The organism is Chromobacterium fluminis, from assembly GCF_011602385.1.
In the GTDB taxonomy this organism is placed as follows: domain Bacteria; phylum Pseudomonadota; class Gammaproteobacteria; order Burkholderiales; family Chromobacteriaceae; genus Chromobacterium; species Chromobacterium fluminis.
Map to the genome: position 1 here is coordinate 52,118 of NZ_JAAOMA010000006.1, position 14,317 is coordinate 66,434.

The window sequence follows — 14,317 nt, forward strand, 5'->3', positions numbered from 1 at the left end:
TAAGCGAGGGTGAGCGCACGCTAAATAGGCCAGTGAGTAGTTTCAACTAGAGACGGTGGGAAAAATGCTGTTCTTTTTAAGATTATTTCCCAATAACACTTAAAAATAGGTCGAAAAAATTAGAATAATTATTATTAAATTGCGTAGTTCTGATGATTTGGAACATTTTGCATGAAAGACTGTCTTCCCTGCCGCATTCACCGTGATCTAGCGGCCGACGTGGCATCCGCGCAACGCGGTAAAATAGCGGCAAGATCGGCGCGGATGCGGGGAAAATACCGCCACAGCCAAGACAATGGCTCGCACCGGCCTTTGACTTCCCAGCCCTCTTTCCACCTGCTCTCTGCGCACCACGCTTCTGCTCAAGATAACAAGCACGCACTCAAGCAATGTCATTCTTAGGAAGCAGACAGTTTCTAATCGAAAAAATAAATACGCTAAAACAACATTTCAACAAAAATACGATGCTGAATTACTTAATACGGGAAAATACTCACGTATAAGTTCATATCCGAACATTACTCGGAGTCTAGCGCCCGGTGCTGACAAAACCTGACGGACCAGCCGCAAGCGGCCAGTCCACCTAGCTTAATTCAACTGCGCTTGCCCAAAGTCCACCCGTCCAAACGGGCTAACCGCATAGCCGCTCAAACCCTTGCTCGCCAATGCGTAAGCGGTAGGATGCGCCAACGGCAGCCACAAGGCTTGTTCCTGTATCAACTTCTGCGCCGCCAGATACAACTTGGCGCGCTGCGCGAAGTCGCTGCTTTTCTTGCCGTCGCTGATCAATTTGTCCAGTTTCGCGTCGCAGAAACGCGCGAAATTGGTGCCGGACTGTACCGCCGAGCAGGAAAACTGCGGGGTCAGGAAGTTGTCCGGGTCGCCATTGTCGCCGGCCCAACCCATGAACAATAGCTCATGCTCTCCGGCTTTGGCGCGCTTGATCAGTTCCCCCCACTCAATCACCTTGATCTGCACCTTGACGCCTATCTTGGCCAGATCTGATTGCAATAGCTCGGCGCCTGCTTTGGGATTGGGGTTCAACGTGCTGCCGCTGGGCCGCACCCATACCGTGGTTTCGAAACCGTCGGGATAGCCGGCCTGGGCCAACAGCTTCTTGGCGCGCGCCGTATCGTAGGGATAAGGTTTCACGCCCTTGTTATAGCTCCAGGTATTAGGCGGATAAGGCAGGTCCGCTGCGGTGGCAGTATTGTCGAATACCGTTTTCAGATAGCTGCTCTTGTCGAAAGCCAGGTTGAACGCCTGTCGCACCAAGGGATTGTTCAGCGGCTTTTTCTGACTGTTGAAGGCAATGAAAGCCGTCATGAAGGCCGGGGTCTGCAACACCTTCAGCTTGGAATCGCCCTTGGTAGCCAACACATCCTGCGGCTTGGGCGACAAGGCCAGCTGGCATTCTCCCGCCTTCAGTTTCTGTACGCGCACAGCCGAATCAGGAGTGATCGCGTAGATCAGCGCGCCGATCTTGGGTTTGGCTCCCCAATAGCCGGGGTTCGGCGCATAGCGCACCACCGCGTCCTTCTGGAAGCTGCGGAAGACAAAAGGGCCGGTACCGATGGGCTTGGCGTTCAAGTCCGTCTGACGGCCGGCCGCCAGCAACTGCCCGGCGTATTCGGCTGAATAGATCGATGCGAAACCCATGGTCAGGCTGGACAGGAAAGTGGCTTCCGGATAGTTCAGCTCGAAACGCACGGTATTGGCGTCTACCTTCTGCACGGCCTTGATCAGCTTGGGGAACTGCATAGCCTGAGCGTGCGGATAACCGTTCGGCGCGCTCTTGTACCAAGGGTGCGCGGGGTTGAGCATGCGTTCGAAAGTAAACACAACGTCGTCGGTCGTCAGCTTGCGGCCAGGCTTGAAGTAATCGGTGATGTGGAATGCGACATTGGGCCGCAACTTGAAGGTATAGCTGAGGCCGTCCTCGCTGATCTGCCAACTGGCAGCCAGCCCCGGCACCACTTTACGAGCGGCCGGATCGTATTCGACCAAGCGATTCATCAACACGTCCGCCGACGCGTTGGTGGTGACGAGGGAGTTGTACTGCACCACGTCGAAACCTTCCGGATTGGCGTCCGTGCACACGGTCAACGGGCGCGCGGCCAGCGCCAGGGTCGGCGCCAGGGCCAAGGCCAACAGCGTCAATTGCTTGTTCATCGGCATTTCCTTATCAAACTGCATGGCATCTTCAGTATCAGAAACGAAGGTTAAGCGAATAAGCGCAAAAAACAAACCATCGATTATGCATATTCATATTCGCGCCGCGGACAAGGCCGAAATTTGAGCCCGGCGCAAATTGCCGCTACAGTCAAAGCGGACAGCCAGAATACAAAGCGCCATCGACATGACCCGCCGTCACTGCATGCTTGCCCTGCTTTTGACCTGCCTTGCCGCCACGCAACCGCGGGCCGCGCCGGGTCCCGCGCTGGACATCCTCACCGAGGATGATCCGCCTCTGACGTTTGAGCAAGACGGCAAGGCCGCCGGCTTGGTGGTGGAGGTGGTTCAAGGCATACAGCGCCGCGTTGGCAACCACGACCCCATTTCGGTTGTGCCCTGGGCGCGCGGCTACCGCCAAGCGCAACAGCAGCCGAACACCGTGCTGTTCAACACCAATCGCACCCCGGAACGGGAACGCATGTTCAAGTGGGTGGGCCCGGTCACCGAAACCCTGGGCTGCCTATTCGTGCGGCGGGACAGCCCGATCAAGCTGCAGACGCTGGACGACGCTCGCAAATTGCCGCAGATCATGGTGGTGCGGGACTGGTATCTGCAACAGCTGCTGAGCGCGCAGAATTTCTCCAACCTGGCCACCGTCGCCACGCCGGATCAACTGCTGACCATGCTGATGCGCAAGCGCGCCGATGTCATCGTCAGTGAAAACACCACCCTGCCCCACCAACTGCGGCAACAGGGCTTCGACCCCTCTCAGGTACGTAAAGCGCTGACCTTCTCCCACACCTACGGCTACATCGCTTTTTCCCGCCAGACGCCGGATGCGGTGATCAAAGCCTGGCAGCAGGCGCTGGACGAGATGAAGCGCGACGGCAGCTTCGCCTCCTTGTACCGGCGCTGGCTGCCCGGCGAGGCCGTGCCCGGCATCAATCCGCCCGCCCCCTGATTACTCGAAACGGCTGCGCCACCAGGCCACCAGCTCCTCGGCCGGCAAAGATCGCGAATACAGATAGCCCTGACCGCTATGACAGCCGCGTGCCAGCAGCAAGGCGTGCTGGGACTCGGTCTCCACGCCTTCGGCCAGCACTTGCAGGCTCAGGCTTTCGGCCATCGACACGATGGCCGCCACCATCGCCAGATCGCGCTCGTCGCTATCCAGCCGAATGATGAAGCTGCGGTCTATCTTCAATTCATCGATGGGCAGCCGCTTAAGGTAGGACAATGAGGAAAAGCCGGTGCCGAAATCATCCACGCTGACGTGAAAGCCCATGCGCTTGAGCGTCGGCAGCGCCTTCATCGCGCTGTCCGCGTCCATCAAGGTGCCCTCGGTGATTTCCAGGCACAGTTGCTCCGGCGGCGCCCCGCTTTCTTCTGCGATCACGCGCAAGCGCGATACGGCGTCCGGCAAACCGAAGAAGCGCGCCGACAGATTGACGCTGACGCGCCAGGGCGGCAGCCCCTGCCCTCGCCAGTTCACGACCTGCTTGCAGACATTGCGGAACACGTATTCGTCGATGTCGATGATCAGGCCGGTTTTTTCGGCGATGGCGATGAACTCGGCCGGCGATTGCTTGCTCCCATCCAACTCCCAGCGCAACAAAGCCTCCACCCCCAACATATCCTGGCTGCGCAGCGTCAGTTGCGGCTGATACTCCAGCCTCAGCTCCTGCCGCTGCAGCGCCTGGCGCAGGCCGGTTTCGATCTGCAGGCGCTGACGCACGCCGTCGGCCATATCCTCGGAGAAGAAACAATAGCCGTTCTTGCCTGCGTACTTGGCGCGATACATCGCCATATCGGCGTCGCGCATCAAACCCTCCGGCGTGTCGGCGTCGCAGGGGCAGCAGCTAACGCCAATGCTGGCGGACAAAAAATAACGGTGATCTCCGTCCTGACACGGCGCCGCCAGCGCCGCCAGCATTTGTTCAGCCAGGCTGTCGGCATCGCCGTCCGCGGCGTTTTCGGCCAAAGCCACAAACTCGTCGCCCCCGATGCGGAACAAAAGGTCATGCCCGCGCACGCAAGCGCGCAGCCGTTCGGCCACGATGCGCAATAGGCGGTCCCCCACCTCATGCCCCAGGTTGTCGTTGATAAGGCGAAAATCGTCCAAATCGACCAATAGCAGGTACAAGCGCCGTCCCGAGCGCTGATGATTCCTCAAGCTCCATTGCAGCCGCTCATTCAGCTGCACCCGGTTGGGCAGTTGGGTCAGACTGTCATGCTTGGCGAGAAACTCGATATCAAGTTGCGAACGCTTCAGAGTGGATACGTCGCGGGCAAAACCCATCGCGCGCCGCGGCCGCCCCTGCTCGTCTCGCCATAGGCTGGCGCTCACCTGCATCCAGACCTGCGCCTCCTCCGGCGCGGCGATGCGAAACTGGCATTCGTGCAGGCTCTCTCCGGCCTCCACCGGCAAAGCCAGCCAGCGCCGGCGCAGCGCATCCAGATCCTCCGGATGGATTTGCCTCAGCAAGGCGTCCAGGCTGTCGTGGCGATAATCTTCGGCCCGTCCGAAAATCCGCCCCACCGGCCCCTCCTCATGCAAGATTCCGTCGACCAGGTCCAACTCCCAGGCAATCTGCTCCGCCGCGTACAACGCTTGCTTCAGACGCATCGCCGAGCGGCGCCGCTCTCCGATCAATCTCCCCACCCGCGCCAGCAGCTCCGCCACTGAAAACGGCTTGAACAAGAACTCCTGTACGCTGTTCTGCAGCATTCGCAGCCGCAACGAATCGTCGGCCCGCGCCGACAGCATCACCACCGGAATGTCCTCGGTCTGCCGGTTGCCGCGCAGCGCCGACACCAGCTCTTCGCCACCCATGCCCGGCATCATGAGGTCGCTAATGATCAAGTCCGGCTGCTCGCTCAAGGCCAATTGCAAACCGCGGCCGCCCTCCGGCGCCGTCATGACTCGATAGTGTTTGCCCAGCGCGCCGGCGATGAAGGCGCTCATATCGCTGTTGTCTTCCACCAACAGCACCAACGCCTGGCCGCCCTTGTCCGGCAAGGCCGTGGTCTTGCCCACTTGCGGCGCCGGTAAGGGCACCGCGCCGCCGGCCAGCAGATCATCCAGCCGCAAATATTCCGACACCACCGGCGTTCCCGCCGGCGCCTCCAAGGGCAGGGTCAGTCGGAACAAGGCGCCGCCGCCCTCCGCCGCGGACAAACGCACGTCGCCATGGTGCAGTTCGATGAACTCCTTGACGATGGCCAGGCCCAGCCCAGTGCCGCCATGGCGGCCGTAATCGCCGTCCTCCACTTGCACGAAGCGCTCAAAAACCTTGTCGCGCATCTCGGCCGGCACCCCCGGCCCATTGTCCCGCACCCGAATGTCGGCCTGCCGCCCTCGCAGTTCCAACGCGATCTGAATATGACCGCCGTCCGGCGTAAATTTGAAGGCATTGGACAATAGGTTCAATAAAACCCGTTGCAGCTTGATCGCATCCACCTGAGCCGGCGCCGTTGTCGGCGCGGCCACTTGGTAATCGATGTGTCGGTCGCTGGCCAGAGAACCGAAATAAGAAGCCACGTGGCGCACTAACTCGGCCAGATCCAGCTGCACATAACGCAGCTTCAACTCCCCCGCGTCCAGCTTGGCCACGTCCAACAAATCGTTCACCTGCTGCAACAACATGCGAGCCTGCCTCTGGATCAGCGATAGATTGGGAGCCTCGCCCGGCTCGGCTTGCCCGGACAAAAAACGTTCGACCTGCCCCAGAATCAGCGTCAGCGGCGTGCGCAGCTCATGACTGACGTTGGCGAAAAATCGCGTCTTCATCTGGTCCAGCTCCCGCATCTGCTGATTCAAGCGGGCCAATTCGCTATTCGACTCCTTCAAATCGGTGTTGGCACGAGCGATCTGCGCGTGCTGATTCACCATTTCGGCTTCTAGCGCCGCCGCGTCCATTGCCCGCCATTCCGCCGGCTGACTCTGCTGCGGCTGGCTCCGTTTCAGGCGCACGAACTCGCTGACGTCCTGCGCGCTGTGAATGATGCAGGCCACGCTGCCGTCTGCGCGCTTCACCGGCCAATTGGTCGGACTCCAATAGCGCTCTTCGAAACTGCCATCCGGCCGCGGGATATCGTATTTCTGCATCGCCATGCTGTCCTCGACGCCGGTGGCCAGCACGCGCTGCAAAGAAATGCGCAGATTACGCGAGCCCTCGCCTTCCGGCTCGGCGGGATTGACCGGAAAGATGTCGAACAGATTGCGCCCCAGGATGGACTCGCGCCGGGTCAAGGTCGTCTGCAGGTAAATATCGCTGGCGGCGATAACGTTGAAATCGGTATCCAGCACTAAATACAGGCCGGGCGCCCGTTCGAACAGCAGCTGAAAATCCGGTGCGGCAATCGCAACCTGCGCGTTCAACGCCAACGCAGCCTCCTATCGGTGGGGTTTGCGGATCAAGGGTGGCAAGCCTGCCGTCATATTCCTCATTAAATATGATAGTCGTATATCCATTCAACTCCAGTGCCGTATCGACGCGTCGACGCGTAAAAAAACCCCGGCCTGGGCCGGGGTGGTTTGGCGTCCGCCTGCGCGGATCAGGCGTAGCTGTCGGTGGACGGGCAGCTGCACACCAGATTGCGGTCGCCGTACACATCGTCGATGCGGTTGACGCTGGGCCAGAACTTGTTTTCCAGCACATAGGGCAGCGGGAACAAACCGGTTTCGCGGCTGTACGGACGTTGCCAGTCGCTGGCGATGTCGGCCTTGCTGTGCGGCGCGTTGCACAAGGGATTGTCGTCCGCCGGCCACACGCCGTTCTGCACCTGGTCGATTTCCCGACGGATAGCCGCCATCGCCGCGATGAATCGATCCAACTCCGCCTTGGGCTCGGACTCGGTCGGCTCAATCATCAGCGTGCCCGGCACCGGGAAGCTCATGGTCGGCGCGTGGAAGCCGTAATCCATCAGCCGCTTGGCCACGTCCACTTCGGTCACGCCGCTGGAGGCCTTGAGCGGACGCAGATCGATGATGCACTCATGAGCTACCCGGCCGTTGGCGCCGGTGTACAGCACCGGGAAATGCTCGGCCAGCCGCGTCGCCACGTAGTTGGCGGACAGCAAGGCGTTCTCCGTGGCCTGCTTCATGCCTTCCGCGCCCATCATCGCGATATACATATAGGAGATGGGCAGGATGGAGGCGGAGCCGAAAGGCGCCGCCGACACCGCGGTCTGGCCCGGCTGGGCGGTGGGCACCGAGGCCACCACGTGGTTGGCGATGAAGGGCGCCAGATGCGCTTTCAGGCCAATGGGGCCCATGCCCGGGCCGCCGCCGCCATGCGGGATGCAGAAGGTCTTGTGCAAGTTCATGTGCGACACGTCGGCGCCGATGTCCGCCGGACGGCACAAACCCACTTGGGCGTTGAGGTTGGCGCCGTCCATATACACTTGGCCGCCGTGCTGATGGATGATCGCGCAGATTTCGCGGATAGGCTGCTCGAACACGCCATGGGTGGACGGATAGGTGATCATCAGCGCCGCCAGCTGAGCCGAATGCTGCTCAGCCTTGGCTTTCAGATCCGCGACGTCGACGTTGCCGGCCTCGTCGCAATCCACCACCACCACCTGCATATTCATCATCTGCGCGGTGGCCGGGTTGGTGCCGTGGGCGGAGCGCGGAATCAGGCAGATATTGCGCTGGCCGTCGCCGCGCGACTCATGGTAACGGCTGATCGCCAGCAGGCCGGCGTACTCGCCCTGGGCGCCGGAATTGGGCTGCATAGAGATGATGTCGAAACCGGTGATCGCGCGCAGCTGCGTTTCCAGGCCGGCGATCATTTCCAGATAGCCCACCGTCTGTTCGCGCGGGGCGAACGGATGCATATTGGCGAACTCCGGCCAGGTGATCGGGATCATTTCACTGGTGGCGTTGAGCTTCATTGTGCAGCTGCCCAGCGAGATCATCGAATGATTCATCGCCAGGTCGCGGCTTTCCAGCTTCTTCATATAGCGCAGCATCTCGTGCTCGCTATGATGGGTGTTGAACACCGGGTGGCTCATGAAAGCGGATTCGCGCTTCAGCCCGGCCGGAATCGCGTCGGCTGCCGCGGCGTCCAAGGCCGCGATGTCGGCGCTCTTGCCAGTGAAGATTTCGATCAGGCGCGCCAGATCGGCCTCGCTGGCCGCTTCGTGGAAGGCCACGCCCAGCACATTGCCGCCTGCGCGGCGCAAATTGTAGCCGGCGGCCAAGGCCGCCTGATACACCGCGTCGGCCTTGGGCGCGTCAACTTGCACCGTGTCGAAGAAACGATCGAACACCAGCTTGCCGCCGGCGGCCTTGACCGCGTGCGCGAAGATGGCGGCCAGACGGTGGATGCGGGCTGCGATGCGCTTGACGCCCTCCGGACCGTGGTACACCGCATACATGCCGGCGATATTGGCCAGCAGCACCTGGCTGGTGCAGATATTGGAGTTGGCTTTTTCGCGGCGGATGTGCTGCTCACGGGTCTGCAGCGCCATACGCAGCGCGGTCTTGCCCTTGGCGTCCACCGACACGCCGATGATGCGGCCCGGCGCCGAGCGCTTCATCTCGTCCTTGAACGCGAAATAGGCGGCGTGCGGGCCGCCGAAGCCCATCGGCACGCCAAAGCGCTGAGTGTTGCCGATGGCGACGTCCGCGCCCATCTCGCCCGGCGATTTCAACGCCACCAAGGCCATGATATCGGCGGCCACCACCGCCACCGCGCCCTTGGCCTTGACCGCGGCGATGTGCGGGGTCAGGTCGATCAGGTCGCCGGCTTCGCCCGGATATTGGAACAAGGCGCCGAAGTATTCGCCCTTGCCCGCTTCTTCCGGGTGGCCCAGCACCAGTTCGAAGCCAAAGTACTTGGCGCGGGTCCGCATCACGTCCAGGGTTTGCGGCAGCACGCGGCTGTCCACGAAGAATTGGCCGGACTTGGCCTTGGACACCCGGCGCGTCATCGCCATCGCCTCGGCGGCGGCGGTAGCCTCGTCCAGCAAGGATGCGTTAGCCAGTTCCAGACCGGTCAGGTCGATCACCATTTGCTGGAAATTCAGCAAGGCTTCGAGACGGCCTTGAGCGATCTCGGCCTGATACGGCGTATAAGCCGTGTACCAGCCCGGGTTTTCCAGCAGATTGCGCAGAATCACCGTTGGCGTCAGCACCGGGTAATAACCCTGGCCGATGAAGGATTTGTTGACCACGTTCTTGGCGGCAACGGCCTTTAGCGCGGCCAGCGCCTCGGCTTCCGGCATGGGATCCGGCAGCTCCAGCTTGCGGTTCAGGCGGATGTCGGCCGGCAGCGTCTGCGCCACCAGCTCGTCGATGGAGGCCAGGCCGATGGCGGCCAGCATTTGCTCGCGCTCTGCGTCGGACGGGCCGATGTGGCGGGAGATGAATTCTTTGCGGTTGAAAAGTTCGGAGAGAGACATGAGTACGAGACCTTCTGTGCTTGCCGTCCGCGCCGCGACTTTCGCGGCCAATCGGGTGTTGCTGGATATCCGGGCGAAAAAAACGCCTCGCGACCGATTAGGACTGCGAGGCGGTTTTCACCATCAGGCGCCAATTTCCTTGGCGTAGGCGGCGGCGTCCATCAGGGCGTCCAAGTCCGCCGGATCCGCCGGCTTGATCTTGAAGAACCAACCCGCCCCGTAGGGTTCGCTATTGGCCAGTTCCGGTTCGGCTTCCAGTTCCTCGTTGATGGCCAGCACTTCGCCGGCAACCGGACAGTAGATGTCGGAAGCGGCCTTCACCGATTCCACCACGCCGGCCTGCTCTTCCTTGGCCAGCTTGGCGCCCACTTTCGGCAGCTCGACGAAAACGATGTCGCCCAGCAGTTCCTGCGCGTGCTCGGTAATGCCCACGGTCACGGAGCCGTCGGCTTCCAGGCGCAGCCATTCGTGGCTTTCAACGTATTTGAGTTCGGCGGGGATGTTGCTCATGAGTGTCTCCAGTCAAATCCAGGTCTTAAACGATATTCCCGGCCGCGTCTCGCGGCCTGCCCAAGCACGCCGCTCAGGCGAAAACTTTTTTGCCGTTGCGCACGAACGGCATCTTGACCACGCGCACCTCGGTCAAAGTGCCGCGCAGGTCCACCAGCGCCTTGTCTCCGGTGGCGGCCGGCACGCGCGCGATTGCGATGGAATGCTTGAGGGTGGGCGAGAAGGTGCCGCTGGTGATCACGCCTTCGCCAACCCCTTCCACCACCACTTTCAGGCCTTCGCGCAACACGCCGCGGCCTTCCAGCACCAGGCCCACCTGCTTGGTCTTCACGCCGGCGGCTTTCAGCGCTTCCAGCGCCTTGCGGCCGATGAAGTCGCGCTCAGCCGGTTCCCAGGCGATGGTCCAGCCCATGCCGGCTTCCAGCGGGGAAACGGTTTCGTCCATATCGTGGCCGTACAGATTCATGCCGGCCTCCAGGCGCAGGGTGTCGCGCGCGCCCAAGCCTATCGGCGCCACGCCGGCGGCCTGCAGTTGCTGGAAAAAGGCCGCGGCCTCGACGCCGGGCAGCATCACTTCCAGGCCGTCTTCCCCGGTGTAGCCGGTGCGGGCGTAGAACCAATCGCCGGCGGGCTGGCCTTGGAAGGGCTTCAAGGCCTGGATGACGTCGGCAAGCTCGGGCTTGACCGCGCAGACCTTGGCGATGGCCTGCGGGCCCTGCACCGCCAGGATGGACAGATCGCGGCGCACCTTGATGTCCACGTCGAAATCCGCCTTGCGCCCTTCCATCCAGGCCAGGTCTTTGTCAGTGGTGCCGGCGTTGATCACCATGCGGTAACCGTAGGAAGTCAGGTAGACGATCAGATCGTCCACCACGGTGCCGTCGGGGGTAAGCATGCCGGAATACAGCGCCTTGCCTTCGAAGCCGAGCTTGGCCACGTCGTTGGCGATCAAGCGCTGCAGCCAGGCCTTGGCGTCCGGCCCGCTGATGTCCAGCACCGTCATATGAGAAACGTCGAACATGCCGGCGTCGCTACGCACGATTTCATGTTCTTTTAGTTGGGAGCCGTAATGGATGGGCATTTCCCAGCCGGCGAAATCGACCATCTTGGCGCCGGCGGCGATATGGGATTCAAACAGGGGCGTGCGTTTCGGGGCCGTCATGGGTGCGTCCTTAGCAAAAGCGTGTAGTGTTGCTCTGTTCCCTACACCCCTCTGTCCCTGCACCTGAGATTTTCCGGCCTTGCGGCCGTTAGCCCCTTCGGTGGGCATCCGTGGATGCCGCTCTCCAGATTCGGCGAACTGGCTGCGGCCAGTCCGATGATGCAGTCCTTTTGCCTGAGCGATTGCGGGTGCGCTTGCGCCTTCGGCGGTGGCGCGGACGGCCACTCTCTCCTGCATGACGTGCCAGATTATGGTTGCTGAGCCGGGCCTTGGCAAGCCGCGTTTATCTTCAACTTAAACAATGGCTTAAAATATTCGAAACCGCAAAACATTGAACCAGCATTGCTTCGTTTAAGATTGATTGCGAACATATTTCACTTCGTTATCGATCACGTAATCGACAAACTCCCCCTCCAAGCAAAGCTGATCGTAAGATGACATCCATCTTTACCCAGCACGATCTCTATCCAATTTGGAAAGGAAACCGCGATGCGAAAACTAATCAACGATCCGCGCCATGTGGCGCGGGAGATGCTGGAAGGCCTGGCCGACACCCTGCCCGGGCTGGCGCTGCTCGAAGAGGAAAACGTCTTGCTGCGCGCGGACCTTCCCGCCCCCGGCCTGCTCGACAAAGTGGCGCTGATCTCCGGCGGCGGCAGCGGTCACGAACCCGCCCACGCCGGCTACATCGGCCACGGCATGCTGGACGCCGCCGCGGTGGGCGACGTCTTCACCTCCCCCAGCGTTGACACCGTGCTGGCGGCGATCCATGCCGTCGCCGGCCCCAAAGGCGTGCTGCTGATCATCAAGAACTACACCGGCGATCGGCTGAACTTTGGCCTGGCTGCGGAGCTTGCCCGCGCCGAGGGTATTGCCGTCGACAGCGTGGTGGTGGCCGACGATGTAGCGCTGCGCGACACCGTGGAGCCGGCGCGTCGACGCGGCATCGCCGGTACCGTTCTGGTGCACAAGATCGCCGGCGCGGCCGCCGCCAACGGCGCCAGCCTGGCCGAGGTCGCCGCCGCGGCGCGACAGGCGGCGGAACAAGTGGCCACCATGGGCGTGGCGCTGGGCGCCTGCACCGTGCCGGCCACCGGCCGCCCCTGCTTTCACCTAGGCGACGACGAAGTGGAACTGGGCCTGGGCATCCACGGCGAAGCCGGCGTGCGCCGCGTGCCGCGCCAATCCGCCGACGCCTTATGCGCGACGCTGCTCGACGCCATTGTCCGCGACAAGGATTGGCAAGCCGGCCAGCGGGTGGCGATGTTGGTCAACGGCCTGGGCGGCACTCCGCCGATGGAGCTCGCCATCGTGGCGCGCAGCGCGCTGGCCTCGGCGCGACAGCGCGGCTTGCGAGTGGAACGGCTGTGGAGCGGCAACTTCATGACCGCGCTGGAAATGCCGGGCTGCTCGCTGTCGCTGCTGGCGCTGGACGAACAGCGCCTCAACTGGCTGGATCAAACCGCCCTGGCCCCGGCCTGGCCCGGCTCCGGCCTTCTGCCGGCGCGACGCCAGCTGCGTCCGGCGCCCCCGCGCTCGACAACGCCGCTCTCCGTCGCCGAAGCCGACCCCAAATTGCGCGCCGCGGTCTGGGCCGCGGCCAACGCGCTGGACGCCGCCGAACCGCTGTTGACCGAACTGGACGGCGCGGCCGGCGACGGCGATCTGGGCGTCAGCATGCAGCGCGGCGCGGCGGCGATCCGTGCCTTGCCGGACAGCGCCTGGAGCGATCCGGCCACGGCGCTGCGCACAGTCGGCCAGGCCTTGCGCCAAGCCATCGCCGGCAGCTCCGGCCCGTTCTACTCCACCGCTCTGCTGCGTGCGGCGCGGCGGCTGGACACGGCGAACGCGCCCGGCCCGCTCGACTGGGCCGCCGCGTTCAAGGACGGCGTCGCCGCTATCGCGGAACTGGGCGGCGCGCAGCTAGGCGATCGCACCATGCTGGATGCCTTAACGCCGGCCGCAAACGCTTTCGAGACCGCTCTGAACACTGGCCAGGGTCCAAACGAGGCCTGGCGTTCCGCGCTGGAGGCGGCGGAACGCGGCTGCGCGGCCACCGCCGCCATGCGGCCGCGCTTGGGACGGGCCAGCTATCTGGGCGAGCGAGCGCTAGGCGTGCCCGACGCGGGCGCCAGCGCCGCGCTGGTCTGGTTGAAAGCGCTGGCCGGCTAGCGCTTGACGATGTGGCCGCCTCGACCCCGCGGCGGCCGCGTCGAATCAGGCCGATGCCGGCTCCATGGACGGGTAAACCCAGTCCACGCCCAGAGCCTGTCCCCACAGACAGTCGCCCAAGTCGTAATGCCACCATTCCTCGGCATAGTTGCTGAAGCCGGACTGCTTCATCAGGTTGAACAAGACGCGGCGATTGTCACGCACCGCCAGCCAGCGTTCGGACGAAAAGCCCTGTGCCGGATCATGCGGCGCTTCGAAGAAATCGGTGCGCGACGCCGGCTCCGCCGCGTCGAAGGCCGTGCCGAAATCGCAGATCTCGCCGGTGTCCCGCCGGCAGATCGCCAGATCGATCGCTCCGCCTGAATTGTGCGGCAGCACCGCAAAACGGGCGGTATCGTCGGGATGGGCGGCAAACAAGCGCGCCTGCCGCTCCACCGCCGCCGCGTCCCAATCCGGATGCGCGGCGCGCACATCGTCCAACACCATCTGAAACAGATCGGCCTGGGTCTCGCGGCTGCGGTAAGCGTCGAACAATAACAGGCCGTACTCCGGAGCCAGCCGCGCCGCTGCCTCGCGCAAGCGGCGCGCCACGAAGGTCCGCGCCGACATCCGCTCGGCGCAGCCTTTGCGGCCGGCGTGGTAATAGCTGTTTTCCGGAAACAAACCATCCGCGCGCTCCAGCGCGCAAGGCTCGTTTTCCTCCCGCATCCGTGCCAGCGTTAACGCGTCCGGCGTCGGGTAAGCGAAATCGATGGCGACAAGCAGGCTATCGACGGCGGCTATCCTCATTGCAACTCCCAGTCTGAAACCAAAGCGCCCTAGTAGGCCACCGGCCAGCGGCATAGGCAAGCCCATTCCGCCATGACGATAGCCTTTCGCCCAAAGAAA

At 62.6% G+C, this 14,317-nt stretch carries 8 protein-coding genes and 2 riboswitches; of the genes, 2 read left to right on the top strand and 6 right to left on the bottom strand.

The annotated features are described in order from the left end of the window. Window positions 1–588: 588 nt before the first annotated feature. The gene (locus tag HA052_RS06200) at window positions 589–2,172 is read right to left on the bottom strand and encodes an ABC transporter substrate-binding protein (RefSeq protein WP_166451247.1); all 1,584 of its coding nucleotides are present in this window, start codon (window positions 2,170–2,172) and stop codon (window positions 589–591) included. Window positions 2,173–2,377: 205 nt separating this feature from the next. On the opposite strand from HA052_RS06200, the gene HA052_RS06205 reads away from it, so the two are divergent. Continuing rightward, window positions 2,378–3,136 carry a substrate-binding periplasmic protein gene (locus HA052_RS06205; RefSeq protein WP_166451248.1) on the top strand — a complete coding sequence of 253 codons (759 nt, stop codon included), beginning with the start codon at window positions 2,378–2,380 and terminating at the stop codon, window positions 3,134–3,136. Here the strand turns inward: HA052_RS06205 and HA052_RS06210 are convergent, their stop codons facing one another. The 4 genes from HA052_RS06210 to gcvT all read right to left on the bottom strand — a co-directional run bounded on the left by HA052_RS06210 (window position 3,137) and on the right by gcvT (window position 11,257). After that, on the bottom strand, window positions 3,137–6,562 hold the full coding sequence (locus HA052_RS06210; protein ID WP_166451249.1) for an EAL domain-containing protein: 3,426 nt from the start codon (window positions 6,560–6,562) through the stop codon (window positions 3,137–3,139). Window positions 6,563–6,732: 170 nt separating this feature from the next. After that, entirely contained in the window at window positions 6,733–9,585 is a 2,853-nt protein-coding gene (gcvP, locus tag HA052_RS06215; protein ID WP_166451250.1) for an aminomethyl-transferring glycine dehydrogenase, read from the bottom strand. 123 nt (window positions 9,586–9,708) lie between these two features. Continuing rightward, window positions 9,709–10,095, bottom strand: coding sequence for a glycine cleavage system protein GcvH (gcvH, locus tag HA052_RS06220; protein WP_166451251.1), 387 nt, complete (start codon window positions 10,093–10,095; stop codon window positions 9,709–9,711). A 73-nt stretch (window positions 10,096–10,168) separates the two neighbouring features. Continuing rightward, complete coding sequence (gene gcvT / locus HA052_RS06225; RefSeq protein ID WP_081546118.1) at window positions 10,169–11,257, bottom strand: glycine cleavage system aminomethyltransferase GcvT; 1,089 nt, start codon at window positions 11,255–11,257, stop codon at window positions 10,169–10,171. Between the two features lie 41 nt (window positions 11,258–11,298). Continuing rightward, a riboswitch (glycine riboswitch) is annotated at window positions 11,299–11,395 on the bottom strand. A gap of 14 nt (window positions 11,396–11,409) precedes the next feature. Beyond that, a riboswitch (glycine riboswitch) is annotated at window positions 11,410–11,501 on the bottom strand. A gap of 245 nt (window positions 11,502–11,746) precedes the next feature. On the opposite strand from gcvT, the gene HA052_RS06230 reads away from it, so the two are divergent. Continuing rightward, complete coding sequence (locus HA052_RS06230) at window positions 11,747–13,429, top strand: dihydroxyacetone kinase family protein (RefSeq protein WP_166451252.1); 1,683 nt, start codon at window positions 11,747–11,749, stop codon at window positions 13,427–13,429. Window positions 13,430–13,474: 45 nt separating this feature from the next. Here the strand turns inward: HA052_RS06230 and HA052_RS06235 are convergent, their stop codons facing one another. After that, the gene (locus HA052_RS06235) at window positions 13,475–14,218 is read right to left on the bottom strand and encodes a M15 family metallopeptidase (RefSeq protein WP_166451253.1); all 744 of its coding nucleotides are present in this window, start codon (window positions 14,216–14,218) and stop codon (window positions 13,475–13,477) included. Window positions 14,219–14,317 lie beyond the last annotated feature (99 nt).

Coding starts and splice junctions, on each gene's coding strand:
- HA052_RS06200 (WP_166451247.1), bottom strand. CDS start 2,172: ATGAACAAGCAATTGACGCTGTTGGCCTTGGCCCTGGCGCCGACCCTG.
- HA052_RS06205 (WP_166451248.1), top strand. CDS start 2,378: ATGCTTGCCCTGCTTTTGACCTGCCTTGCCGCCACGCAACCGCGGGCC.
- gcvP (WP_166451250.1), bottom strand. CDS start 9,585: ATGTCTCTCTCCGAACTTTTCAACCGCAAAGAATTCATCTCCCGCCAC.
- gcvH (WP_166451251.1), bottom strand. CDS start 10,095: ATGAGCAACATCCCCGCCGAACTCAAATACGTTGAAAGCCACGAATGG.
- gcvT (WP_081546118.1), bottom strand. CDS start 11,257: ATGACGGCCCCGAAACGCACGCCCCTGTTTGAATCCCATATCGCCGCC.
- HA052_RS06230 (WP_166451252.1), top strand. CDS start 11,747: ATGCGAAAACTAATCAACGATCCGCGCCATGTGGCGCGGGAGATGCTG.
- HA052_RS06235 (WP_166451253.1), bottom strand. CDS start 14,218: ATGAGGATAGCCGCCGTCGATAGCCTGCTTGTCGCCATCGATTTCGCT.